26 protein-coding genes and 1 tRNA gene are annotated in these 24,441 nt (G+C 61.2%); 23 read left to right on the top strand and 4 right to left on the bottom strand.

What is annotated here, in order from left to right; genetic code table 11:
* Positions 1-2 precede the first annotated feature (2 nt).
* The 10 genes from GRI58_RS04790 (at position 3) to GRI58_RS04745 (ending at position 7,321) form a co-directional block, all read left to right on the top strand.
* A complete protein-coding gene (locus tag GRI58_RS04790) occupies positions 3-311 on the top strand; it encodes a DUF1244 domain-containing protein (protein ID WP_160752449.1) in 309 nt (102 codons plus the stop codon).
* A 37-nt stretch (positions 312-348) separates the two neighbouring features.
* The gene (locus GRI58_RS04785) at positions 349-1,398 is read left to right on the top strand and encodes a hypothetical protein (protein ID WP_160752448.1); all 1,050 of its coding nucleotides are present in this window, start codon (positions 349-351) and stop codon (positions 1,396-1,398) included.
* 149 nt (positions 1,399-1,547) lie between these two features.
* On the top strand, positions 1,548-1,784 hold the full coding sequence (locus GRI58_RS04780; RefSeq protein WP_160752447.1) for a DUF2312 domain-containing protein: 237 nt from the start codon (positions 1,548-1,550) through the stop codon (positions 1,782-1,784).
* A gap of 109 nt (positions 1,785-1,893) precedes the next feature.
* A complete protein-coding gene (locus GRI58_RS04775) occupies positions 1,894-2,772 on the top strand; it encodes an SDR family oxidoreductase (RefSeq protein WP_160752446.1) in 879 nt (292 codons plus the stop codon).
* Positions 2,773-2,824: 52 nt separating this feature from the next.
* Positions 2,825-3,172 (top strand): heavy metal-binding domain-containing protein, encoded by a 348-nt coding sequence (locus GRI58_RS04770; protein WP_202386810.1) that lies wholly within the window; start codon positions 2,825-2,827, stop codon positions 3,170-3,172.
* 120 nt (positions 3,173-3,292) lie between these two features.
* Positions 3,293-4,036 carry a YebC/PmpR family DNA-binding transcriptional regulator gene (locus tag GRI58_RS04765; protein ID WP_160752445.1) on the top strand — a complete coding sequence of 248 codons (744 nt, stop codon included), beginning with the start codon at positions 3,293-3,295 and terminating at the stop codon, positions 4,034-4,036.
* An 89-nt stretch (positions 4,037-4,125) separates the two neighbouring features.
* The gene (gene ruvC, locus GRI58_RS04760) at positions 4,126-4,593 is read left to right on the top strand and encodes a crossover junction endodeoxyribonuclease RuvC (protein ID WP_160752444.1); all 468 of its coding nucleotides are present in this window, start codon (positions 4,126-4,128) and stop codon (positions 4,591-4,593) included.
* A 135-nt stretch (positions 4,594-4,728) separates the two neighbouring features.
* Positions 4,729-5,082, top strand: coding sequence for an ArsC family reductase (locus GRI58_RS04755; RefSeq protein ID WP_160752443.1), 354 nt, complete (start codon positions 4,729-4,731; stop codon positions 5,080-5,082).
* The gene (locus GRI58_RS04750) at positions 5,061-6,146 is read left to right on the top strand and encodes a glycerophosphodiester phosphodiesterase (protein WP_160752442.1); all 1,086 of its coding nucleotides are present in this window, start codon (positions 5,061-5,063) and stop codon (positions 6,144-6,146) included. The genes GRI58_RS04755 and GRI58_RS04750 overlap by 22 nt, the downstream gene beginning before the upstream one ends.
* A 2-nt stretch (positions 6,147-6,148) precedes the next feature.
* Positions 6,149-7,321 (top strand): FAD-binding domain, encoded by a 1,173-nt coding sequence (locus tag GRI58_RS04745; protein ID WP_160752441.1) that lies wholly within the window; start codon positions 6,149-6,151, stop codon positions 7,319-7,321.
* On the opposite strand, the gene GRI58_RS04740 is transcribed toward GRI58_RS04745, so the two are convergent.
* Both GRI58_RS04740 and ubiG read right to left on the bottom strand, forming a co-directional pair.
* A complete protein-coding gene (locus GRI58_RS04740; protein WP_160752440.1) occupies positions 7,315-8,394 on the bottom strand; it encodes an AI-2E family transporter in 1,080 nt (359 codons plus the stop codon). The two genes, GRI58_RS04745 and GRI58_RS04740, sit on opposite strands and share 7 nt — an antisense overlap.
* Positions 8,395-8,400: 6 nt before the next feature.
* On the bottom strand, positions 8,401-9,138 hold the full coding sequence (ubiG, locus tag GRI58_RS04735; protein WP_160752439.1) for a bifunctional 2-polyprenyl-6-hydroxyphenol methylase/3-demethylubiquinol 3-O-methyltransferase UbiG: 738 nt from the start codon (positions 9,136-9,138) through the stop codon (positions 8,401-8,403).
* Between the two features lie 51 nt (positions 9,139-9,189).
* On the opposite strand from ubiG, the gene GRI58_RS04730 reads away from it, so the two are divergent.
* From GRI58_RS04730 to GRI58_RS04710, 5 genes are all read left to right on the top strand, one after another.
* The gene (locus GRI58_RS04730; RefSeq protein WP_160752438.1) at positions 9,190-10,485 is read left to right on the top strand and encodes an aspartate kinase; all 1,296 of its coding nucleotides are present in this window, start codon (positions 9,190-9,192) and stop codon (positions 10,483-10,485) included.
* 60 nt (positions 10,486-10,545) lie between these two features.
* Positions 10,546-13,020, top strand: coding sequence for a zinc-dependent metalloprotease (locus GRI58_RS04725; RefSeq protein ID WP_202386808.1), 2,475 nt, complete (start codon positions 10,546-10,548; stop codon positions 13,018-13,020).
* Between the two features lie 46 nt (positions 13,021-13,066).
* A complete protein-coding gene (locus tag GRI58_RS04720) occupies positions 13,067-14,077 on the top strand; it encodes an NAD(P)H-dependent flavin oxidoreductase (protein WP_160752437.1) in 1,011 nt (336 codons plus the stop codon).
* Positions 14,078-14,117: 40 nt separating this feature from the next.
* Entirely contained in the window at positions 14,118-14,627 is a 510-nt protein-coding gene (locus GRI58_RS04715; RefSeq protein WP_160752436.1) for a hypothetical protein, read from the top strand.
* A 239-nt stretch (positions 14,628-14,866) separates the two neighbouring features.
* Positions 14,867-15,205, top strand: a complete 339-nt coding sequence (locus GRI58_RS04710) for a hypothetical protein (protein WP_160752435.1) — start codon at positions 14,867-14,869, stop codon at positions 15,203-15,205.
* 13 nt (positions 15,206-15,218) lie between these two features.
* Here GRI58_RS04710 and GRI58_RS04705 read toward each other — a convergent pair whose 3' ends face one another.
* Positions 15,219-17,357 (bottom strand): PQQ-dependent dehydrogenase, methanol/ethanol family, encoded by a 2,139-nt coding sequence (locus GRI58_RS04705; protein ID WP_160752434.1) that lies wholly within the window; start codon positions 17,355-17,357, stop codon positions 15,219-15,221.
* A gap of 148 nt (positions 17,358-17,505) precedes the next feature.
* Between GRI58_RS04705 and GRI58_RS04700 the strand changes: the two genes are divergently transcribed.
* The 3 genes from GRI58_RS04700 to GRI58_RS04690 all read left to right on the top strand — a co-directional run bounded on the left by GRI58_RS04700 (position 17,506) and on the right by GRI58_RS04690 (position 19,953).
* Complete coding sequence (locus GRI58_RS04700; protein ID WP_160752433.1) at positions 17,506-18,396, top strand: dienelactone hydrolase family protein; 891 nt, start codon at positions 17,506-17,508, stop codon at positions 18,394-18,396.
* 74 nt (positions 18,397-18,470) lie between these two features.
* Positions 18,471-19,472: an SPFH domain-containing protein gene (locus GRI58_RS04695; RefSeq protein ID WP_160752432.1), complete on the top strand. Its 1,002-nt coding sequence runs from the start codon at positions 18,471-18,473 to the stop codon at positions 19,470-19,472.
* A gap of 13 nt (positions 19,473-19,485) precedes the next feature.
* A complete protein-coding gene (locus GRI58_RS04690) occupies positions 19,486-19,953 on the top strand; it encodes an NfeD family protein (RefSeq protein ID WP_337190880.1) in 468 nt (155 codons plus the stop codon).
* 31 nt (positions 19,954-19,984) lie between these two features.
* Here GRI58_RS04690 and GRI58_RS04685 read toward each other — a convergent pair whose 3' ends face one another.
* Positions 19,985-20,932: a complex I NDUFA9 subunit family protein gene (locus GRI58_RS04685; protein ID WP_160752431.1), complete on the bottom strand. Its 948-nt coding sequence runs from the start codon at positions 20,930-20,932 to the stop codon at positions 19,985-19,987.
* Positions 20,933-21,117: 185 nt separating this feature from the next.
* Between GRI58_RS04685 and GRI58_RS04680 the strand changes: the two genes are divergently transcribed.
* The 5 genes from GRI58_RS04680 to GRI58_RS04660 all read left to right on the top strand — a co-directional run bounded on the left by GRI58_RS04680 (position 21,118) and on the right by GRI58_RS04660 (position 24,371).
* Positions 21,118-21,204 (top strand) — tRNA-Leu (locus tag GRI58_RS04680).
* Positions 21,205-21,381: 177 nt separating this feature from the next.
* A complete protein-coding gene (locus GRI58_RS04675; RefSeq protein WP_160752430.1) occupies positions 21,382-22,581 on the top strand; it encodes a tyrosine-type recombinase/integrase in 1,200 nt (399 codons plus the stop codon).
* A 104-nt stretch (positions 22,582-22,685) separates the two neighbouring features.
* The gene (locus tag GRI58_RS04670; protein WP_160752429.1) at positions 22,686-23,333 is read left to right on the top strand and encodes a hypothetical protein; all 648 of its coding nucleotides are present in this window, start codon (positions 22,686-22,688) and stop codon (positions 23,331-23,333) included.
* Positions 23,334-23,422: 89 nt separating this feature from the next.
* A complete protein-coding gene (locus GRI58_RS04665; protein WP_160752650.1) occupies positions 23,423-23,605 on the top strand; it encodes a helix-turn-helix domain-containing protein in 183 nt (60 codons plus the stop codon).
* Between the two features lie 235 nt (positions 23,606-23,840).
* Positions 23,841-24,371 (top strand): hypothetical protein, encoded by a 531-nt coding sequence (locus GRI58_RS04660; RefSeq protein ID WP_160752428.1) that lies wholly within the window; start codon positions 23,841-23,843, stop codon positions 24,369-24,371.
* The last annotated feature ends 70 nt before the right edge of the window (positions 24,372-24,441 follow it).

Here is a 24,441-nt window from a genome sequence, read left to right as displayed (position 1 = left end):
CAGTGAATACGAAAAAACAGGCGCTCGACGCGCTGCCCGACGATGTGGCGGCGGCGGCGTTTCGCAGGCTGGTGCGCCATTTGCAGCACCGTCACGATGCGCAGAATATCGAGCTGATGGGGCTGGCGGGCTTCTGCCGCAATTGCCTCGCCGACTGGATTTGCGATGCGGGTTTCGAAGGCGACAAGGCGGCCGCGCGCGAGCTGATCCACGGAATGCCGATGGATGAATGGAAGGACCGTTACCAGAGCCCGGCGACTCAGGAGCAACTCGACCGGATGGCGGCGAGCGTGAAGCGAAACTCTTTGTAACAATCTTAGGCAGAAGATACTTTGATGAATCTGTATTTTGGTCGATTTAGTGTTCAATCCTTTCAGCGACACAAGAAAAGGGTTCGAGCGCCAGTTGGCCAGCTTCTATTCACGTGGTGTCCGGGAATCTAAAGGTGTGATGCGTTACGTTTTTCTGCTTCTTATTACGGTTTTCGTCGCATCGACCACAAAGGTTATGGTGCAAAGTTCCGCAGATGCCGCTGCGGGTGATGAGGCAACAGGGATTTACGCATATAGCCGGTCAGCTTGGCCTCCTGAGGTTGCCAAAGCGAGCGACCTTGTGGTTGTGCAGTATAACCTAGAGCTGAGCAGCCCTTCTGTTGCCGATGACATACGAAGTTTGGCGATGTCGGGTCATCGCGTCATTATCGATCTGGAATTTATGAGTTCGATCAATCAGCGGTTGGGTCGGGCCCCTTTGCCGGACCCCGAGCGTGTAGCAGCTGAAGAAGAAAAATTCCTCAACACCCTTTCTGACGTTCCGCTCGAAGCAATTACTCTCGATGAAGAAAATATGATGTCGAACGAGCGATTTGAATATCTGGGAAAGTTATACAGAATATTAAAGAGAAAATTTCCTGAAAGAAGTTTTGTGCAATGGGTTACTTTCAAGACTAATTGGGAGGATTTTGAATCTTCTATAGATAGTTTACCGTCCGACGGATACTTTGTTGATCCATATGTTGTTTCTATCAATGACTACAGAAATATTGCAGAATACTTGGCAGGAAAAGGAAGGCCATTATATTCACTGCTCTGGGCGTCGCCAGGCTGGCAAATCGAACGCGGCGGCAAGGCGGTTGCGCAACCTGATTGGTGGAACGATCATCGATGGATCAATTTTTATAAAAAAATATCTATAAATCAAAAATATAACGCACATTCTCTATTTTTTCTTTACGCGCTCGATAATGGCCGAATAGTCCCGCTCTGGCAGGGTAACAGCTGTGAACGAAACTTCGCCCGAGCATTTCTGACGCAAACGATGCCGTACATCAAATCGGTTAGAGTCGATCAAAATACACCGGATAGTAGGCCTTCGTGGATCCCCGCATTTTGCACCTAAGCGGACTGTCGCATAACTTTTGAGCACGCCAGTCGTGTTCGGATTGCCTTTGCAGAGAAGTTGGTAAGATCGTATGGGCACGCCTTCACCAATGTGCTCTGGGTCGTTATGCGGCGCCAAAGTTACCCCATGAATCGGAGAAAATTTAGATGGCCGAAGCCACAGATGACCGCCTGCGCCTGCTGATCGAGCGGGTCGAACGCCTCGAGGAAGAAAAGAAGGGCATCGCCGACGATATCCGCGACGTCTATGCCGAGGCCAAGGCGGTTGGATATGACGTCAAGATCATGCGCCAGATCGTGCGCCTTCGTAAGATGAAGCCCGACGACCGGCGCGAGATGGAAATGGTGCTCGACACCTACAAGGCGGCGCTCGGCATCGGCTGAAGAAGCGCGGCGTTGCGAGGTCTCGGTCCGCCGCAAATGCTCCTCCCGGTCGGAACGCGGTCGGCTTCCACATGGTTCTGATTGCGAACACGCAATCGAAGGAACCCCCATGACCGACACTCTCACCCGAACCCGAACCGCCACCTTCATCGAGCGCATCGAAGAAGATGGCGGGCCGGGCAACGAGCACGAACTCGACCGCCAGCCCAAATGGGAGCCGCGTTATCCCGGCTCGGGTCGGATGAAGGGCAAGGTTGCGATCATCACCGGGGCCGACAGCGGTATCGGTCGCGCGACCGCCGTGCTGTTCGCACGTGAGGGGGCGAGGGTGGCCATCGCCTATCTCGACGAGGACGAGGATGCACAGAAAACCCGCGAGCTGTGCGAGGAGGAAGGGAGTGAGGCACTTACATTCTCCTGCGATCTGGGGGACAAGGCGGATGCGGAACGCATGGTGACGGAAACCATCGATCGGTTCGGACAAATCGACTGCTTGGTGCAGATCGCCGGTGAACAGCACCCGGACAAGGACATCCGCGACATCACGCCGGAGCAACTCCAACGCACCTTCCAGTCGAACATCTACTCCATGTTCTACATGGTTCAGGCAGTTCGCCCGCATCTCAAGCGCGGCGCTACCATCGTCAATTGCACCAGTGTGACCATGTACGAAGGGGAGCCCGAACTGCTCGACTATTCGAGCACGAAAGGGGCGATCACCGCTTTCACGCGTTCGCTGTCGGCCAATCTGTCCGGCGCGGGCATCCGCGTGAACGGCGTGGCACCGGGCCCGATCTGGACCCCGCTCAATCCATGTGGCGGCGCGAGCGAAGACAAGCTTGAGAATTTTGGGGAAGGTACGCCTATGGGTCGCCCCGGCGAACCCAACGAGGTCGCGCCCGCCTTCCTGTTCCTCGCCTGCGAGGACTCGTCCTATATGTCGGGGCAGGTGCTGCATCCCAACGGTGGATCGGTCGTCAATGGTTGACCGAAAAGGTGTGTTTGTATAGCAATACACCAGCCAGCTGGAGGAGGATCACATGGCCGGACCTTGGAAAGACGCACGCGGAATTACCGTCACCACGACACCCACGCTGGAAGGTCGGCCGATCCAGGAATATCTCGGGATCGTCACCGGCGAGGTCATCGTTGGCGCGAACCTGTTCCGCGACCTGTTTGCCAATATCCGTGACATCGTGGGCGGGCGTTCGGGCAGCTATGAACGCATCCTGCGTGACGCGCGCCAGCAGGCGATCGAGGAAATCCAGGCCGAATGCGGCGCGCTGGGTGGCAATGCGGTGGTCGGAATCGACCTCGATTACGAGGTGATCGGCGATACCGGCTCGATGCTGATGGTCAGCGCCAGCGGGACGGCTGTGCGGGTTTGAGGGCGACGTCGCGTTCGTTTGCCCCGACAGTTGCCTAGCCACCCGCCCTCGGTATAAGGCGCGGGCACAGCGCAGGGTCCGCTTCAGGGCCCGCCTACAGCATCATTTTCGAAGGTTCCCATGGCAGGCCATTCCAAGTTCAAGAACATCATGCACCGCAAGGGCGCACAGGATAAAAAGCGCTCGGCCCAATTCTCCAAGCTCTCCCGCGAAATCACCGTTGCGGCCAAGATGGGGATGCCAGATCCGGACATGAATCCGCGCCTGCGCCTCGCAGTCAACGCGGCCAAGGCGCAGTCGATGCCCAAGGACAACATCCAGCGCGCGATCGACAAGGCGGCGCAGGCGGGCGGCGACGATTACGAGGAAGTGCGCTACGAAGGCTATGGCCCGGGCGGCGTCGCGCTGATCGTCGAGGCGCTGACCGACAACCGCAACCGCACTGCCACCAACGTGCGCACTGCGTTCAGCAAGAACGGCGGCAATCTTGGCTCGGAAGGCTCGGTCAGCCACGGTTTCGAACGCCTCGGTCTGATCGAATATCCGGCGAGCGCGGGCAGCGAGGACAAGGTGCTCGAAGCCGCGATGGAAGCAGGCGCCGACGATATCGAAAGCAGCGAGGACGGGCACACCATCTGGACCGCCGCCGACGCGCTGCACGAAGTCTCCGCCGCTCTCGAAAAGAGCCTTGGCGAGGCCGAGACGGTCAAGCTGGCGTGGAAGCCGAACATTACCGTCGAAATGGACGAAAGCGGCGCGGGCACGCTGGTCAAGCTGGTCGATGCGCTCGACGATGACGATGACGTCCAGACCGTCTGGGGCAATTACGAGATTTCTGACGAAATCATGGAGAAGTTGGGCTGATCTGGCGTAACCTGATCGTGGTCGGCTGCGTGCTGATCCTGATCGCCGCGATCATGTATTGGGGCGGCTGGTTCACAGTCGGGGGCTGAGTGCTGATCCTCGGCCTCGACCCTTCGCTGTCGTGCACGGGTTGGGGGGTGATCCGCTCGGAAGGCAGCCGCCTGTCGCATGTTGCCAATGGCGAGGTGCCGACGAATCCGAAGGCGCCGATTGCCGCACGGCTCCACCATCTGCATGATGCCATTGCCGCGGTTATCGCGACCCATGCGCCGGACAGGGTGGCGGTGGAGGAAGTCTTCGCCAACAAGAACCCGCAATCCACGCTCAAGCTGGCGCAGGCGCGCGGCAGCGTGTTGGCCGCTTGCGGCCGCGCGAATGTGCCGGTGCGCGAACACGCCGCGCGGGCGGTGAAGAAGGCGGTCGTGGGGACTGGAGCCGCGGAAAAGGCCCAGGTTCAGGCCATGCTCAAGGTGCTGTTGCCCGGCGCGCAGATCGCAGGCGCTGACGCAGCCGACGCGCTGGCGGTGGCGATTGCGGATGCCCACCTGTCCTACTAGGCTGCAAGCAGCTAGGCAGACGGTCATGAAGCCGCAATCCAGCCTCCCCAATAGTGCGTTCCACGCCTTTGCGGACTCGGCGCTTTTTTGCTTCAGGACCGTGTTCCATGTGTTCCATATTTTAGGACTTCCCGCGTGACGATCCAAATCTACGGCATCCCCAATTGCGACACGATCAAGAAGGCGCGCAAATGGCTGGAGGCGAATGGCCTCGACTATGATTTTCACGACTACAAGAAGGAAGGCGCGGACCCTGCCAAGCTTGCGCTTTGGGCCGATGAATGCGGCTGGGAATGCCTGCTCAACCGTCGCGGTACGACCTTCCGCAAGCTGCCCGAGGATGACAAAGCCGATATCGACCGGGCCAAGGCGCTCAAACTGATGGAAGCGCATCCCAGCATGATCAAGCGCCCGGTGGCCGAACATGCCGATGGGCAGCGCGTGCTGGTCGGCTTCACCCAGAGCGAATGGGAGAACGCGTTTTGCTGAGGCGGTTGATTGCGACGCTGCTGGCGGCGTTGACCGCCCTCGCGCTCGTCGTTCCCGGCGTGGCGGCGATGGCGGCGGATCATATGCTGGTCATCGGCCATCGCGGTGCGGCGGGCGAACGGCCCGAGCACACGCTGGAAGGGTATGAACGCGCAATCGACGAAGGGGCCGATTATATCGAGCCGGACCTTGTCGTGACCAAGGATCTGGTGCTGGTCGCCCGGCACGAGAACGAGATCGGCGGTACCACCGATGTCGCCGACCATCCGGAATTCGCCGACCGCCGCCGCTCCAAGGAAGTCGACGGAAGGTTGGTGAGCGGCTGGTTTGCCGAGGACTTTACGCTCGCCGAACTGCGGACGCTGCGCGCAAAGGAACGCATTCCCGGCGTCCGTCCCGCCAATGCGCGCTTCGACGGGCTCTATCAGATCCCCACGTTTGCCGAGATCGTCAAACTGGTGAAGGCGAAGGAAGCCGAAACCGGGCGGACCATCGGCATCTATCCCGAGCTCAAGCACCCGACTTTCCTGCTCCAGACAGACGGGATCGACAGCGTGGACCTGCTGGTCACTGCGCTCAAGAAGGCGGGACTGGATCACGAAGGGGCACCGGTTTTCATCCAATGTTTCGAAGTCGGTCCCCTGAAAAGGCTCCACAAGCTGGTGCCGTTGCCGCTGGTGCAATTGATCGAGGCGCAAGGTGGTCCGGCGGATGAGCCGGGCGTCACCTATGCCTCGATGTTGTCGGACGCAGGCCTCAAGGATATCGCCCAATATGCGAGCGTCATAGGGGTGGATATGCGGTTGCTGTTCACGCCTGACGGCAAGCCCACCGATCTCATCGCACGCGCCCATTCTGCGGGCCTAAAGGTTCACGCATGGACCTTGCGCAAGGAAAACGCCTTCCTGCCGCCGATGCTGCGCCGGGGGAGCAATCCCAACGGCACCGGCGATTTCGCCGCCGCCTTTGCCGCGCTCAGGAAAGCGGGCGTCGATGGTGTGTTCACGGACGATCCGGGCGCGGTCCCGAAGCAGGAGATGACGTCCAAGACAGCCGGAGACTGAGGATGCGTGTTGCGATTAACGGCTGCGGTATTGCCGGGCCGACGCTGGCCTGGTGGCTGAGGAAATACGGCCATGAGCCGGTACTGTTCGAACGCGCCGAGGGTTTTCGCGACGGCGGCTATATCATCGACTTCTGGGGCTCGGGCTATCGCGTGGCAGGGAAGATGGGGCTGATCCCGCGCTTGCGCGAGGACGGCTACATCATCGAACGGCTCGAATCGCATACTCTGCGTGGAATGAGGACCGCCGCCATCGACGCCAGCGTGTTCGTGGAGATCGCAGGAGGCGATTATCTCAGCATCGCCCGCAGCGATCTGGCCGCTGCGATCCTTGATGCGTGTCACGGGATCGAAACGCGCTTCGGCACTACCGTTACTGGATATGAGGAAAGCGGGGAGGGGGTGTCGGTCGCGTTGTCTGACGGCTCGCATGAAGAGTTCGACCTGCTGGTCGGGGCCGATGGGTTGCATTCGGCAGTCCGTTCGATGGCCTTTGGGCCGCAGGAGCAGTTCGAGCGTCCTTTGGGGCTACATGTCGCCGCCGCAACGCTCAAGGGATACCGCCCGCGCGACGAGCTGGCCTATGTCCAGTTCACCCGCCCCAACCGACAGATCAGCCGCGCGAGCCTGAAGGACGATACCACCATGGTGCTGTTCGTGTTTGCCGACAGCCTGATCGAGCGTGAACCGCAGAACGACGACGATGCGCGCACGACGTTACGGCGGATATTCGGCGGCACAGGATGGGAATGCGATGCGATCCTCGCGGCGCTGGAAGATTCGGGGCCGCTCTATTTCGACAAGCTTGGCCAGATATACATGCCGCACTGGGCCAAAGGGCGTGTCGCATTGCTTGGCGACGCGGCAGCCTGTCTGACTTTGCTGGCGGGCGAGGGGACCGGGCTCGCCATGACCGAGGCCTATGTGCTGGCGGGAGAGCTGCACAACGCGAACGGCGATCATGCGCGCGCCTTTGCCGCCTATGAGCAGCGCTTGCAGGCCTATCTGGCGAAGAAGCAGGCGAGTGCGCTACGGCTAAAGGGCTTCTTCGCGCCGAAGAGTTGGTGGGGCGTGGGCCTGCGCGAAGCGGCGACGCTGCTCGCTGCGGTGCCATTCCTGTCCAGACCGATCCTTGGCGCAGGGATGACCGACGATTTCACCCTGCCGGACTATTGAGCCTCGGTGTCCGCGTTCGCGCGATTGTTTCCGCCCGGCATATCGACCTCGTCGCCCAGGGTCGCGCGTGAATAGAGTGCCAGCCAGGCGGTGTAGGCGGCGATGGCCAGCGGCCCGGCAAAGAACAGGCCGAAGGTACCGAAGACATAGCCTGAACCCAGGATCAGGAAGATGTACCATCCCGGCGGGACCGAAACCACGCGGCCCGTTACCAGCGGCGTGACGATATTCGCCTGCACGATCCGCGCGAGGCCATAGGTCATGAACACGCCGAACAGCGATCCCTGCCCGGCGGCGGCGAGCAGGAATGCCGGGAGCATGGCAACGATCGGACCGACATAGGGAATGAACTCGGCGAGGCCGCCCAGCAGCCCCAGCGCGCCCCACGCAGGAACGCCCGACCAGTAAAGGCCGAGGGCGAAAAGGCCGCCCATCACCACCATCGAAACAGACTGAGTAATCAGCCACAGCTTGAGAGCGACGCCGATCTCGCCCAGCGTGCAGTCGACCAGCGGGCGATAGGATTTGGGGCTGAGCATCGCGAGCCCGCGCCGATAGCGCTTCGGGTCGGCGGCGAAATAGACCCCGGCAGAGATCACGATGATGAGATTGAACAGGACCAGCGCGGAGCCCTTGGTGATCGAGCCGATCTCATTGGTGATGAAGGTAACCGTCGAGCGGTTCTGGAGCGAACTCAGCAAGAGCCGTCCAATTGCGCCGGTCTCCAGCCGCGACTGCATCGATTGCCACGCGCGCGGCAATTCCCGCCCGAGCATTTCGGTCTGGTGGGCAAGCTCGGCGTAGAACAGGTAACCGATCAGCCCCAGCACCGCGAGAAGCAGCAGCGTCGCCAGCGTCAGCGCGAGCGATTCCCCGAGCTTGAGCCGTCGCTGAAAAAAATTGCGCACTACTTGCAGCAACAGCGCGACCAGCAGCGCGCCGAATGCCAGTAGCAACAGTTCATGCGTGTAGACGATGACTGTCAGCAGTGTTCCGACGAACACCAGCAGGAACACGCGCCGCAGGAAGCTTTCGTCCTCGGGACGCGGTTTGAGTTCGGACAGCTTCGCCATAGCGGGTCAGCCGTGCCGTGCAGCGCAGATAATGTCGAGCGAAAGATCGTCCGTCAGGTGAAAACCCTTCAGCGGCGAAAAGCAGATGCCGCGCGTCTCATCGCGCTTCAGCCCGGCTTCGCCGAACAGCTTGTCCAGTTCATCGAGCGTCACGAAATCGTCCCAGTCATGCGTACCGCGCGGGATCGCGCCGACGGCTTCGGCGGCGCCGACGAGCAGCAATCTGCTCTTCGGCGTGCGGTTGGGGGTGGACAGGACCAACAGCCCGCCCGGTTTCAGGCTCGCGGCAAGCGCGGCAAGGAAAGCAGGCTTGTCGGCGACGTGTTCGAGCACTTCCATCGCGGTGACCAGATCGAACTGGCCGAGGTCGAGCGCTGCAAGATCCCCCGAGCGGTAATCGATCGCCAACCCGCTGCCCAGCGCATGGGCCTGTGCCGCAGCGATATTTTCTGGCGCCGCATCGACGCCGGTAACCTGCGCTCCGAGCCGTGCGAGCGGTTCGCACAGCAGCCCCGCGCCGCATCCGACATCCAGCGCAGTCTTGGCCGCCAACGGCTTGAGATCGGTGCTATCCGTCTGAAAATGCGTGTCGATTGCGGTCCTGATATAGCCCAGCCGAACCGGATTCATCCGGTGCAGCATTGCCGAACTGCCCTTCGGGTTCCACCACTCGGAAGCCAGACGACCGAAATGTTCGGCCTCTTCGGCACGGATGGTTGCTTTTGATACGGTTGCATCGCCCATGCGCGCTCCCTAACAGCGCCCGGTTGCACTTACCAGCAGGAGGCTCATTCCTTGGCGCGGATCGTGATGAAATTCGGCGGCACCTCGATGGCCGGGACCGAGCGCATCCGGCGCGTCGCGAATATCGTGCGCAAGCAGGCCGCGCTCAAACCCGATGGCACGCGCGACGAAGTTGCGGTGGTGGTTTCCGCAATGGCGGGCGAAACCGACCGCCTCGTCAATTTCTGCCGCGAGGCCAACGCGCTTTACGATCCGGCCGAATACGATGTGGTGGTGGCCAGCGGCGAGCAGGTTACCAGCGGCTTGCTCGCACTCACGCTCCAGTCACTGGGATGCAAGGCACGCAGCTGGCTTGGCTGGCAATTGCCGGTCCATACGATCGAGGCGCATGCCAAGGCCCGCATCGAGGACATCGACAGCGAAGCGCTGCTCGAAAGCCTCGGGCGCGGCGAAATCGCCGTCATTCCCGGCTTTCAGGGCTTGTCCGGGGACGGCCGGATTACCACGCTGGGCCGCGGCGGATCGGACACGTCGGCGGTCGCGGTCGCGGCCGCGATTGGGGCCGATCGCTGCGACATCTACACCGACGTCGACGGTGTCTACACCACCGACCCGCGCATCGTCGCCAAGGCCCGCAAGCTGAAAGCAGTGACCTATGAGGAAATGCTCGAACTGGCGAGCGTCGGGGCCAAGGTGCTCCAGACCCGCTCGGTCGGGCTGGCCATGAAGGAGGGCGTGAGGGTGCAGGTCCTCTCCAGCTTCGTCGATGACAATGCGACCCCCGCAGACGCGCTCCCCGGCACGATGATCGTGTCGGAGGAGGAAATGAACGAATTGGTGGAGAAGGGCGAAATGGAACGCCAACACGTAACCGGCATCGCGCATGACAAGAACGAAGCCAAGATCATCCTCACCCGCGTGCCCGACCGGCCCGGTGCAGTGGCGAATATCTTCGAGCCGCTCGCCAAGGCGTCGATCAACGTCGACATGATCATCCAGAACGTCGGGCGCGACAAGGGCGAGACCGACGTCACCTTCACCGTGCCGCAGGCGGACCTTGCCCGCGCGCAGGCTCTGCTGGAGGACCAGCGCGGCAATATCGGCTTCAACCGCATCATCACCGACAGCAAGATCGCAAAGATCAGCGTAGTCGGCGTGGGGATGAAGAGCCATGCGGGCGTTGCCAGCAACATGTTCCGGGCGCTGGCCGAACGCGGGATCAATATCCAGGCGATCACGACCAGCGAAATCAAGGTTTCGGTCCTCATCGACGAGGACGAGACGGAACTTGCGGTGCGTGTGCTCCATACCGCCTATGGGCTGGATGCAAAGGACGAGGCGGCCTGAAGGGATTGCGCAGAAGGCGCGGCGGGAGCATCGTCGGGGACATTGAATAACGGGGACATCATGCGGCAATTTGTGACTTTCGCGAGCCTGCTGGCGCTGGCTGCTCCGGCGGCAGCCGTACCCACGCCTGCCCCCAAGCCCGCTGATGCGGTGTTCGCCCATACCGATGCGCATCAGGGGCTGATGCCGGTCCATGTCGACGTTGACGGCGGGCGTATCCTGATGACCCTGCCCGCGCCGGGCGATGACGGGGTGTCGGCGCGCTATCTCTACTCGACCGCGCTCAGGACCGGGCTTGGCGCAGCACCGACCTTCCTCGACCGTGGGCGGGTCGGCAATACGCAGATCATCGCATTCCGGCGACTGGGCAAGAAAGTCGCCATCCAGTTCGAGAACCCGCGCTTCCGTGCAACGGGCGCCGAGCAGAGCGATCCGCGCGGCAGCGGCGATTTCGCCACCTCGACCGTGTGGATGGGCGACATCGCCGAAACCCTGCCCGATGGCAGCTATGTCGTCGACATCTCGGGCTTCCTCGCGTCCGACACGCTGGGAATCGCGGACTCGCTCAACCAGAGCAGCGACACCATGGGCACCGGCGACAATCCGCAAGGGGCGGGGGCGGGGTTCAAGCTCGCCGACAAGTTGAGTGCGGCGGTGCCTGCCTCGGTCAAGGTCTTCCCCGACAATGTCGAGGTCGACGCGATCCAGACATTCGCTTCGGACAGGCCGGGCGACGAGGTGGCAAACATCGCGCCCGATCCGCGGCAGGTCAGCTTCACCGTCCATTCCAGCTTCGTGAAGCTGCCCGGACCGGGATTCGTCCCGCGCGCGTTCGATCCGCGTATCGGTGGCTTTGCGACGCAAGTGGTCGATTTCGCTGCGCCGCTGGGTGAAGACGTGGTTCGCGATTTCGCCAATCGCTTCCGGCTGGAGAAGGTCAATCCCGGCCCTGCGCCGTCGCGGGTGAAGCAACCGATCGTCTATTACATCGACAATCGCGCGCCCGAACCGATCCGGCAGGCGCTGATCGATGGGGTCAGCTGGTGGAAACGGGCGTTCACCGCCGCCGGTTATATCGACGCCTTCGAGGTCAAGGTTCTGCCCAAGAACATCGATCCGCTCGACGTGCGTTACAATGTCGTCAACTGGGACGACCGGGCGACGCGCGGCTGGTCCTACGGGCAGGAGATCGTCGATCCGCGCACCGGTGAGATCGTCAAGGGCATGGTCGTGCTTGGCTCGCTCCGCGCAAGGCAGGACATTCAGATTTTCGAAGGGCTGGTGGGGGCGGACAGGCTCAATACCGGCGATCCGAACGATCCGGTGCAGGTGGCGCTCGCCCGGCTGCGCCAGCTCGCCGCGCACGAAGTCGGTCATACACTCGGCTTCGCGCATAATTTTGCCGCCAGTACGCAGGATCGCGCCTCGGTGATGGATTATCCGCCACCGCGGATCGGGCTGGTCGATGGCAAGCCTGACCTCAGCGACGCCTATGGCGTGGGCGTGGGCAACTGGGACATGGCAACGGTCGACTGGCTCTATGGCGAGCCGGACGAGGCCACCGCGCGCGCAAAGGCCGCCGCCGTGGTCACCAGCGGGCTGCGCTATGTGCAGGACGGCGATGCGCGCGCTCCGGACACCGCGCAGCGCTGGGGTGGCTTGTGGGACGATGGCGCGAACCCCACCGCCGAACTCACCCGGATGATGAGCGTGCGTCAGGCCGCAATTGCGCAATTCGGGCTTGGCGCGCTCGCGCCGGGCGAACCGATGGCCAATCTGCGCCGCCGCTTCGTCCCGATCTGGCTGCTCACCCGCTATGAGGTTGTGGCTGCGGCAAAGGCGATCGGCGGGGGCGACTTCTCCTATGCGGTCAAGGGCGGCGAACGGGAACGCGCGTTGCCAGTCCCCGCAGCCGACCAGCGCGCCGCGCTCGACGCGCTGCTGGCGACGCTGTCTCCCGAGGCGTTGCGCGTACCCGCGCGGCTGGTGCCGCTGCTGTCCTCGCCGCGCAACGGGTCGGACAACCGCCAGTTCGATATCGAGATTTTTGCCGGTGAACGCAGCCCGCTGTTCGATCCGTTGGTCGCCGCCGATGCGGCGGCGGAGATCACGCTCGGATCGCTGCTGGCGCCAGCGCGGCTCGACCGCGTATCGGCGCAGCACGCGCAGGATGGGTCGATGCTGGGCGTCGAAGAAATCCTCGACCGGCTCACCGCGCGCGCCATCGACCGTCACGATGACGCGCTGGCGCGCCGCATTGCCTATCGCACCATCACCATGTTGGCTTCGGTCGCGGCAAACAGGACGACGACCCCTGAAGTCGCCGCCGCCATCGACCAGAAGCTCGACGATATTGGTGCGGCATTGGCCAAGGACCGGGGCGATGCCGCCTCGCGTGCATGGGCGGCCAGCCTGTCGCGCCGATTGCTCGATCCCAAGCAGCGCGCGGCGCTGGCCAAGGATCTGCCACGTGCGACCCCGATCCCGCCCGCCGATCCTATCGGCGGAGGAGAGGGCGGCTGGATGGACTTGTAGGCATCACCCACTTGCCGTTCGGCCTTCGCCTTTCTATCGCCGCGCGATGAACAGCTATTCCAAGAGTGCCACGCTGATGCAGCGCGGCTGTGACTTCCTCGGTTCGCAATACGCCATCCTGTGCGGCGCAATGAGCTGGGTATCCGAGCGCAATCTCGTCTCCGCGATCTCCAATGCCGGCGGGTTCGGCGTGATTGCCTGCGGGGCGATGACGCCCGATCTGCTCGACGGCGAGATTGCAGGGACCAAGTCGCTGACCGACAAGCCCTTCGGCGTCAACCTCATCACCATGCATCCGCAATTGTTCGATCTGATCGATGTCTGCACCCAGCATGGCGTCGGCCATGTCGTGCTCGCGGGCGGCATCCCGCCCAAAGGCAGCGTCGAGGCGATCAAGGCGGGTGGCGCCAAGGTAATCTGCTTTGCGCCGACGCTGGCGCTGGCAAAGAAACTGCTGCGGTCTGGCGCGGATGCTCTCGTGATCGAGGGGATGGAGGCGGGCGGCCATATCGGCCCGGTTTCGACCAGCGTGCTGGCGCAGGAAATGCTACCCGAGCTGGCCGCCGAGCATCTGGTGTTCGTCGCGGGGGGGATCGGTCGGGGAGAGGCGATCGCCGGCTATCTCGAGATGGGGGCCTGCGGCGTCCAGCTCGGCACGCGCTTTGCCTGTGCGACCGAGAGCATTGCGCACCCCGATTTCAAGAAGGCATTCTTTCGCGCGAACTCGCGCGATGCCATAACCAGCGTTCAGCTCGATCCGCGTTTGCCGGTGATCCCGGTGCGCGCGCTGCGCAACAAGGGTACCGAAGCATTCACTGCCAAGCAGCGCGAGGTCATGGGTTCGCTCGACCGCGAGGAAGTCGCCATGGCCGAAGCGCAATTGCAGATCGAGCACTACTGGGCCGGTGCGCTGCGCCGCGCGGTGATCGATGGCGATGTCGAGAACGGATCGCTGATGGCGGGCCAGTCGGTCGGCATGGTCAAGGCCGAAGAGCCGGTTGCCGACATCATCGCGCAGTTGATGCAGGAATGCGAAAGCGCCCTTACGCGTCGGTAGGGCGGCAACCGATGTACGGATTACCTCAGCGGAGATACCGATGATTGCATTGCTCGCGCTCGCTGCAGCGACCGTCACCGATCCGGTGGTCGCAGATTTCGATCATTTCTGCCTGTCCAGCCAATCGGCGCAGGCGATCCTGGCTCAAGCCGATCGCGAAGGATGGCAGAGCGGTGTGGCGGGTGCACCGGCGCATTTCGATCCCGCGACGCAGCGCTACAAATCGACAGACAACGGCCCACTGGTACTGCGCGTGGAAGATTCGATCAGTGCAGGCGAGACGCGCCAGGGCTGCGGCATAATTCCCCCGCAGCCCGATTCCGGCATCGCTGCCGCGTTGCAGACGGATCTGGGCCTCGTCCCTGCCTTCCATGCCGGCACCGCCGCAACATTCTATGCCATCAAATCCGCCAACGGATGGCAGGCAGGGACGGACCGGAAGCTATGGCAAAAAGCTCATGACAACGGCCGTTTCTATGCGATCATGACCAGCGGAGGCGTTCCATCCTTTATCGCTACGCTGCATGTGTTGGCGAAGGAATCAGACTGACTGCGCCAAAAAAAGAGCGATGCGTGCCGACGTTTGGAATTCGCACGATTCATAAAGATTACAGCTGCACGACGATCAGCATCGTTTATACGAATGCGCGCATTAAGTGCATGAACGCCATAGAAATTGCGATAGTCGTATTTAATAATGCGATGAATTATGGTTAATATTCAGGAACCGCACCCCCTGCCTCGTGTTATAAAACACGCGCAATACGGGAGCGATCCAGAAGTTACGCCATGCTGTTTCGTATCGATTTCGAACTGGGGATATATCCCGATCGCGTGCAGGTCGCAGACCGCCGCTCGGGTCGATTCGTCGACTTCAAATCGGAAATACCCTTTTCGGCGCAAGGAAAGCTGATCGCCGATCCGCGCTATTTGGAATATGCGCTGGTCAAGGCCATGCGCAAGGTGATGAGCGGAGGGTTCATCCTCCTCGATGCCAAGGTCAAGGTGCTGCCCACGGCCCCGGCTTTGCGCCGGTCGGAACGCGATGCAGTGGTCGATGCCTTGCGCAATATCGGCTTCAAGGCCATCCGCTTCGAAAGCGACCATCCGTCTCCGATCGCTGCCTGAGGGCGAGGCTATCCTATCGCTTGGCCGCCTTGCCCTGCTTTGCCAGTTCCGCATCTTCGTTCGCGCGTTTGATGATGTATTGACGGATGTCTTCCGCCCCCTCGGGCTTGATCGCCGAGGCGAAGCTGACCATCCCGTTGTGCTTCAATGCACCGTCGATCACAATCGCTCTGATCGCGTCGGGACTGGCGATGGCGCCGGATCGGCGCAGATCAGGTACCAGCGATCCGCCGACGGCGGCATCGCCATGGCAGACGCTGCAATAGCGTCCGTATAGCTGTGAACCCCTTGCGACCTGCGCTGCCGTACCCTTGAAGGCGGGCGGGTCGAGCACGACCTGATTGAGCGACGGCGCAGGCGGCAGTTTCGCGGTCCCGCCAAGCTTGAACACCAGCAGGCGGCTGACATTGCGGACCGGCCCCGACTTGTCATGCAGTACGCCCGCGACAAGATCGTAAACACCGCCCCAACCGGCTAGCACCGCGACATATTGTGTGCCATCGATGCTGTAGGTCATCGGTGCAGCGATGACCCCGGTTTGCGCCGGGAAAGTCCATAGCTGTTTGCCATTGTCGGCGCTGTAGGCGCGAACGCCACCCTTGGCCGTACCCTGAAATACCAGATTGCCTGCCGTTGCCAACGTGCCGCCGTTCCATGGGCCGGGGTAGGGGATGGACCACCGCTTTTCCTGCTTCACCGGGTCCCATGCCACGAGGGCGCCAGTATACTGCTTGGCGAAAGCTGCCCGCACCGCCTTGTTGGCTGGCATGGCGACGCTGCCTGCATCGAGACCGACCTGAAACCCTATTGCGCTGGGCTCCCAGTCCTTTTCGGCAAGATAGGCCTGTGAGGTGTAGTTGGTCGGGATATAGAGCAGCCCGGTCTTGGGCGAAAAACTCATCGGTTGCCAGCTGTGCGCACCCATCGCGCCGGGTGTACCAAGGAAGGGCTTGCCGGTCTTTTCGTAACGCGCTTCGGCAAGGATCACCGGGCGACCATTCTTGTCGAGCCCGGACGTCCAGTTCTGCGGGACATATCCCTTGCCGGACAGGAATTCGCCAGTCCTGGCGTCTAACACATAGACGAAGCCGTTCTTGGGTGCGTGGAGTATCACATGGCGCTGCTTGCCACCGATCGTCAGGTCGGCGACGGTGATCTGCGCATCGCTATCGAAATCCCAGCGGTCCTCAGGCGTTTCCTGGAAATGCCAGCGATACTGACCCGTTGCCGCATCCACTGCGACGATCGAGCCGGTGTAGAGGCTGTCGCCGTCGCCTCGGTCCATAGCCGCCGGATTCCATGGCTCGGCATTGCCGGTGCCGAAATAGACGAGGCCGGTCTGCGGATCATAGGTGATCGAATCCCACACGGTGCCGCCACCGCCCAGCTTCCACCAGTCGCCTGCCCAGGTCCCGGCGGCTTTCTCCATGGCGGCATTTTCAAACCCGTCGGCGGGATTGCCTGGCACGGTGTGGAAGATCCATTTGCGCGCCCCGGTGTCGGGATCATAGGCAGCAAGATAACCGCGCGCGCGATATTCCGCACCGCCCGAACCGATCAGCACCAGCCCCTTGGCGATCCGCGGTGCACCGGTGATAGTATAGCTCTTCTGGTCGGGCACGACTGTTTTCGACCACAAGACCTTGCCGGTCTTCTGATCGAGCGCCACTAGCCTGCCGTCCAGCGTACCGACAAAGGCCTTGTCGCCGTATAGCGCGACCCCGCGATTGACCGCGTCACAGCAGGTCCGGATCAGCGTTTCGCGCGGGACTTGCGGGTCGTAGGCCCATTTGAGCTTGCCTGTCGTCGCATCATAGGCCTTGACCATCGACCATGCGGTGGTGACGAACAAAGTGCCGTCATGCATCAGCGGGGTCGCTTCCTGCCCCCGCGCGGTGTCAAGATCGGCATACCAGGCGAGTTTGAGCTGACCGACATTTTCGGCGTTGATCTGGTCGAGAGGTGAGAATCGCTGTTCGTTCGGTCCGCCACCATAAGTCAGCCATTCATTGCCGGGGCCGCGGGCGATCAGTGCATCGGTGACGCCCTGTGTAGCCAGGCGGGACTGGTCCGCGCTTGACCCTGGGTCCGATGCCATGCTGCACGCAGCCAGTGAACCCGCAGCCAAGACCGCGAAGATGCCTTTCCTCATGTCACTCTCCCCTTTGCCGGGGTTCGCCCCGATCTCGGATCAGTATCCTGCCCCAGGGTATTATTCTTGTCCATCGCCCTTGTGCGGCGCTTTCAGGTCACTAGTGTGAAACGCGGACGGGACGAGCAACATCCTGGGAGACATGACGATGTGCGAAGAGTCCGAGCTTGAACATTGGGGCGCTGCGGTATTGACCCGGCGGCAGCTTGGCGTCTTCGGTGCCGCCAGTACGCTCGCAGCCTGCGCCGCTGGCGGGACTGGCGGAAAGGCGAGCCAAACCAATCAGCCCGATGACGATGTCGAGGAAAGTGCGGTTGATATCCCGACCGCCGACGGCACACTCGACGGCGTTTTGTTTTCCCGTACCGGTCGAAAGGCACCCGGCGTGCTGTTCTGGCCGGACATTGCCGGCATTCGGCCGGCGAACAGGCAGATGGCCAAGCGACTGGCCGCGGCTGGCTATACAGTGTTGCTAGCTAACCCGTACTATCGCGACGTGCACGGTCAGCAGTTCGCCGATTTCGCCGATTTCGCGGGCAATGACGGCTTCAAGAAAGTAAAGCCGTGGCGCGATAAATTCACCCCAGACAGTGTGATGCGCGATGCAGCAGCCGCGTTTGCTTGGCTGGACAAACAGGATACTGTCGACACGGCGCGCAAGCTCGGCACGCAGGGATATTGCATGACCGGCAGTTTCGCCCTGTGGGGCGCGGGCGCGGCGCCCGAGCGGGCTGGCGCGGCGGCGAGCTTCCATGGCGCGGGGCTGGTGCGCAAGGACGAACCCGATGGGCCGCAGACGATGTTCGCTAAGAACCCCAAGGCGCATTACCTCGTGCTGATCGCGGAGAACGACGATGCCAAGGCTCCCGACGACAAGAATTTGCTGAAGAGCGCAGCCGAAGCGACCGGGGCACAGGCCGAGATTGCCGTCTATCCAGCCGACCATGGATGGACTGTGCCCGATTCCCCCAGCTACAACCAAGCGCAGGCGGAACGTGCCTGGCAGCAGCTGCTGGAGATGTACAAGGTGAATCTCTGACATCTCAGGACCGGTTTCGCTTCCGGTTCGGCTCTCCACCCGCTACCATCGCTCCGGATCATAGGGAGATAGTGATGTCCGGGGGTTTGATTGCAGCCGTTCTGTTGCTGGCGGTTCTGGTGGTGTTCCTGATGTCGGCGGTGCAGGTCGTCCGGCAAGGCTATGTCTACACCATCGAGCGGTTCGGAAAATTCACCAAATCGGCCGATCCGGGCCTTCATCTGCTGGTGCCGTTCTTCGAGCGGGTCGGGCACAAGATCAACATGATGGAGCAGGTGCTGGACATCCCGGGGCAGGAGATCATCACCCGCGACAACGCCATGGTCGGCGTCGACGCAGTGGTGTTCTTCCAGGTGCTCGATGCGGGCAAGGCCGCTTACGAGGTGCATAATCTCTACGGCGCGATCATGGCGATCACCACCACCAACTTGCGCACCGTGATGGGTTCGATGGACCTCGACGAGACCCTGTCCAAGCGCGACGACATCAATGCGCGGCTCCTGTCGGTGGTCGATCATGCGACCTCACCCTGGGGGATCAAGATTACCCGGGTCGAGATCAAGGACATTCGCCCGCCGATCGACATTTCCGAGGCGATGGCGCGGCAAATGAAGGCCGAACGGCTGAAGCGCGCCGAAATCCTCGAGGCGGAAGGCGAGCGCGCCAGCCGCATCCTGCGCGCCGAGGGCGAAAAGCAATCCGCCATCCTCAAGGCGGAAGGTCAGCGCGAAGCCGCTTTCCGCAGTGCAGAAGCGCGCGAGCGCGAAGCCGAAGCCGAAGCCAAGGCGACGGAAGCGGTTTCCAACGCCATCGCAACCTCGGGCAATCAGGCGATCAATTACTTCATCGCGCAGGAATACACCAAGGCGGTGGCCAAGTTCGCTGACAGCCCCAATGCCAAGACGATCCTGTTCCCGGTCGAGGCGACCCAGTTGATCGGCTCGCTTGGCGGCATCGGCGAACTGGTGCGCGATACTTTTGGCGAGGTGAGGGGGACGGTGAACACGGGCACCCCTCTGCCACGCCAGCGCGAACAGTCGCCCACCGGCGTCCCGACCACCGGCAACAAGCGATGAGACACGCAGTCTGATGGACGGTATCGAAACCTATTGGATATGGATCGCGGTGGGGCTTGTGCTGGCCTTGCTCGAACTGGTCGTACCGGGAGTCTATCTGATCTGGCTGGCGCTTGCCGCGCTGGCGACCGGGCTGCTCGTGTTCGTCGGCGATCCGCCCGCGGCAATGCAGATCGTCAGTTTCGTTTTCCTGTCGCTGATCTTTGCCTATTCGGCGCGCCGCTTCCTGTCGGACTCACCGATCGTCAGCAGCGATCCGCTGCTCAACAATCGCCTCGGTCGGCTGATGGGCGAGACTGCAGTCGTAACCCAGGCGATCGACGGCGGATCGGGCAGGGTGCGTGTGGGCGATAGCGAATGGATCGCTCTTGGACCCGATGTCGCCAGCGGCCAGCGGGTCCGCATAACCGGCCATCGCGGGTCGCAACTGTTGGTGGAACCTGCAACGCCGCAAATCGAAAGCCGGCCCGAAGAAAGCTGACACTTTCTGCGCCCGTAGCGGGCAGCCGGTTTCAGCCTTCGGTTTGAGGCTTGTTGAAGCGTCCGTGCTTGCGATAGCGCTGCATCCAGCTGTCCAGAAACAGCCCAAGCGGCTTCGGCGCAACGCCGATCTCCTTGAAGCCGGGATGCTTGCCTGAAACCACGTTACCGCCCTTCAGCAGCGCCCATTGATCGCGGCTCATCGGCGTTCCTGGCAGGCTCGCGAACAGGCTCGAAAGCTCATCCGGCATGGCAAGGAACACCCGCTTGCGGCGTTGCGCCGCTGCGATCTGGCGATTGAGCGCCATCATGGTGATCTGCTCAGGACCCCCGAGCTCGTAAATCTTGCCGCCGCAGTCGCCGGGGTTTTCCAGCGCATGGACAATCGCGCGGGCGATATCGACGACGTAGACTGGCTGGACCCTTGCGTCAGGCCCGAACACCGGGATCACCGGGAAGGTCTCGATCAGCTTTCCGAACAATTCCGAAATTCCGCCGTTCGGACCGAAAATCAGCGAAGGTCGGATGATGGTCGCCTTGTCGAAACCCGAGCGCACGGCATCTTCGCCGTGCCGCTTGGCTTGCGCGTATCCTATGCCCTCGTGGCTATCGGGGACGATGGCGCTGACATGGACGAAGGCACCGGCGCCTGTTGCGCTGGCAGCTTCGGCCATCCAGCCCGGACTTGTGCCCATCACCTGATCGATGTTGCCGGTAAAGCTGCCGACAAGATTGACCACCGCATCCGCTCCCGCAATCGCTCCGACCACGGAATCGCGGATGGCCACATTGCCGCGAAGGAACTGGATTTGGCCAAGGTTGGCGAGTGGCTTGAGTCGATAGGCTTTTTCGGGATGTCGACTGACGACCTTGACGCGTGCACCACGCGACAACAGCGCCTCGGCGACATGCTGGCCGAGAAACCCGCTCCCGCCCATCAGCACCACCAGTTTTCCCTCAAGTGCCTTGTGTGCCGCCATTGTCGCTCGCTTCGATTCCTTGCTGTTCGGATGGAACGCCCTTGCCCCAAGCGGCCCGCGCTCGCAAGCTCTGCGGCCATCAAGCATGAAAACCGATGACGATTGCAATTGACATGCCACCCCTGCAATCGCTATCGGCCCGCCCCTACCCGGCGGTCGAACCAAGATGATCGACTGCCATGTGTGCCCAGATGGCGGAATTGGTAGACGCACCGTCTTCAGGTGGCGGCGATCGCAAGGTCGTGGAGGTTCGAGTCCTCTTCTGGGCACCATTTTCCCGTTCGTCAATGTTCGCGAACGCTTGAGAAAACCACGGAAATCTGGGATAAATTGCTCCGAAGCGTTCGGGAGCATTCGCGTATGTCCGTCAAAAATCGCTCGTCCTTGGGGGCATCAGAGGGGGAATATGCCCCAAAATGCCCCGATTGCGCGAATTTCGGTGCCCCCAGATGGCACTGAAAGACACCGAAATCAGGGCATTAAAGCCGCGTGAGAAGAACTACCGCAAGGCTGACAGCGGCGGGCTGTATCTTGAAGTCTTCCCTAACGGCTCGAAGCTCTGGCGCTGGAAGTTCCGCGTTGGGGGCAAGGAAAAGCGCCTAGCTCTGGGGGCATATCCCACTGTCTCGCTCAAAGATGCTCGAGCGAAGCGTGACGAAGAGAAGGCAATACTGCTCAGCGGCATGGACCCCGCTCTTGAACGTAAGCGCGGCAAGGTCGCCGCCAAGATCAGCGCGGCGAACACCTTCGCTGCGGTAGCGCGCGAATACATCGAAACGAAAATGGTCGGAGAGGCTCGCGCCAAAGCGACGGTCAGCAAGGCGCATTGGTTTCTTGAGCAGCTCGAGCCTGCCATCGGCACTATGCCGATCGCTGAGGTCGATCAGCAAATGCTGCTGGCCGCTCTGATGCGCGTCCAGATGCGCGGACGTTATGAGACGGCCAAGAAGTGCCGATCTTTCGCTAGTCGGGTGTTCAGGTACGCTGCCGCGACCGGGCGATGCAGCTCAGATCCTGCCCATCTCCTCAAAGGTGCGCTAACCACACCCAAGGCAAAGCACTACGCGGCCATCCTCGAACCCGCCAAGCTGGGCGAGCTGCTTCGCGCCATTGAGGTGTTCACTGGAGGCCCCGTCACCAAGGCTGCCCTTCAGATTGCCCCGCATGTCTTCGTCAGACCGGGTGAATTGCGTCATGCCGAATGGTCCGAGTTCGATCTTGAGGCAGGCATCTGGAACTTGCCTGCCGCCAAGATGAAGGCCCGGCGGCCCCACGCTGTGCCGCTGTCGCGGCAGGTGAAAGACATGCTCCTAGAACTGCATGAAATGAGCGGGTCTGGGAAATATGTATTCCCCTCGGCCTATGGACACTCGCGGCCAATGAGCGAGAACACGATGAATGCATCTTTCCGGCGCATGGGCTTCGACAAGGACGAAGTTACCGCACATGGACTGCGCGCTACTGCATCGACGCTGCTCAACCAGAGCGGTCTGTGGAACCCCGATGCGATCGAGCGTGCACTTGCCCACGGCGAGAGCAATGCAACGCGCGGCGCCTACCATCGCGGCCTATATTGGGATGAGCGTGTCCGCATGGCGCAATGGTGGAGCGATTATCTGGACGAATGCCGGCGGGGTGCAGTCACCTGACCGGGTGCGCTCGTCCTAATGCGGCATCGTTTTTATGTTTGCTTAATAACGTTCAAACAGGAGTTGTGTCGTTGGGTTTGGGCGGCTGAATATGAGGTCTTGCTTTGAAAAATTTGACCGAAGATCAGGAGGATCAACTCGAATATTGGCGAAAAAAGATTCGTAACACATGGCGGATTGCCGAAAAGTGTGAACGTCCTTGCCCCGAACGCCTCAAAGTTTGGGAAATGATCCAGCTAGAAATGAAATTCTACTGCGGAGATATTGCGCTGGGCCAAACGGTCGCTTCGTTTGCGGCTCAGTGGGTCGAGAGCCGAAACCCGTTCTACGTTGATGGCGCAGTCTATTTATGCTCGACCGCTGGGATCGAGCCTCCACCGGCCCTTGCAGCGTTGGTGGCAGATGTCGCGCGTCGGCGCTTTATTGGTGAGCAGTTCAAGGGCACGGCAGATCAAATCGATCGAGAAACTGCCAAGAGCCAGGCACTCACCTTGATGGCGAATCTGCGTTCGACTGGCGCAACCATGGAAGACGCCTCGAGCAAAGCCGCTCGCTTCATGGCAGACCACTATTCAGGTCGACCGCTGAAGGCCAGTTCATTGCAAAAAGCATATACCGACAAGTGGCGCAGCCTTGAAAATCATCTTCGAAAATACTGCTTTGAGGGCAGCGAGCGTAATGCCGAATGGCAGGACATATTGGACAAGCTGCCAGACGCAGATGAGGAGCTGCGCGGAAATCGAAGGGACTAGGGGAAAAATTTGAATTTTCTCGTTCCCGTCAAACGGGCGCCAGTTTGAGCAAAAGAGGACTCCGATGATTCGCAATTGGAGTGACCTCAATGTTTTCCTCAAACCCTGAACCACTAGGATACACTATTCACGATGCTTGCCGGGTTTCCTCGCTTGGCCGAACCAAGCTCTACGCTTTGGTAAATGAGGGCAGACTGGAAGTTCGGAAAATTGGCAGGCGCACGGTTGTACTAGCTGCCAGTCTTCATCGCCTGATTGATGAGGGCTGCTGAGCCATGAGGTTCGCTTCTGGAGCTTTAGCTGCTGCTCACGCTCGACGTGTCTCAGTATCGGATTGCAGCAGGTCGTTTGCGATCACGCCGTCCCCTAAAAAGTCCCGCCCTATTCGCCCCGCAAACCGCCCTGTGAACGCGTTCACGCACGATCAGGAAGGGTTGCCGGGTTCCCGCATCGACGGGCGGATTCCGCAGCGCAAATCGGGCAGCTTTAAGCCAGAGGAGGTTCAGCATGGCTGAGCAAGACTCTACTCCGTCATTTTCATCCCCAGCCGTAGGCATTCTCGCGGAGCTTCAAGCGCAACCGATTTGGCTACTTTGGAAAAGCGAGCCGAGCGGTTCTTCGGGTGGTAAGCTGCGTAAAGTTCCGTACTACGTCACTGGCAAGCGGCGACAGGGAGTGCTCGACAGCCCTCTTGATCGCCAGCACCTTTGCACATTCGATGAGGCCGTTGCTGCCTTTGAAAGCGGCAACGGGTTCTTTTCGGGTATTGGTCTTGCCCTTGGGCCAGATGGTCGTGGCGGCCACGTTCAAGGTTGCGATCTCGACGATATTGAGGGCAACGGCTTGTCTGACATTGCCAATCGATGGGTGCGCGGCGACTTCGCCGGAAAGGGCTACGTCGAAGTTAGTCCTAGCGGCGACGGTATGCATATCCTTGGCTATGGCCGAAACTTCTCGCATTTGAATGCGAATGGGAGTGGCATCGAAGCATATTCCGGTGCCCGATTTTTCACCTTCACGGGAATGCCTTCTGAATAGCCCCGAGTTTTCTAGACGCCCTCGGTGCTCATCATCTGCTGCCGTTCGAACTCTACGGGTGACAGCATCC

This window comes from Qipengyuania algicida (assembly GCF_009828025.1).
Taxonomy (GTDB): domain Bacteria; phylum Pseudomonadota; class Alphaproteobacteria; order Sphingomonadales; family Sphingomonadaceae; genus Qipengyuania; species Qipengyuania algicida.
This window is presented reverse-complemented; position numbering and strand designations above follow the sequence as displayed.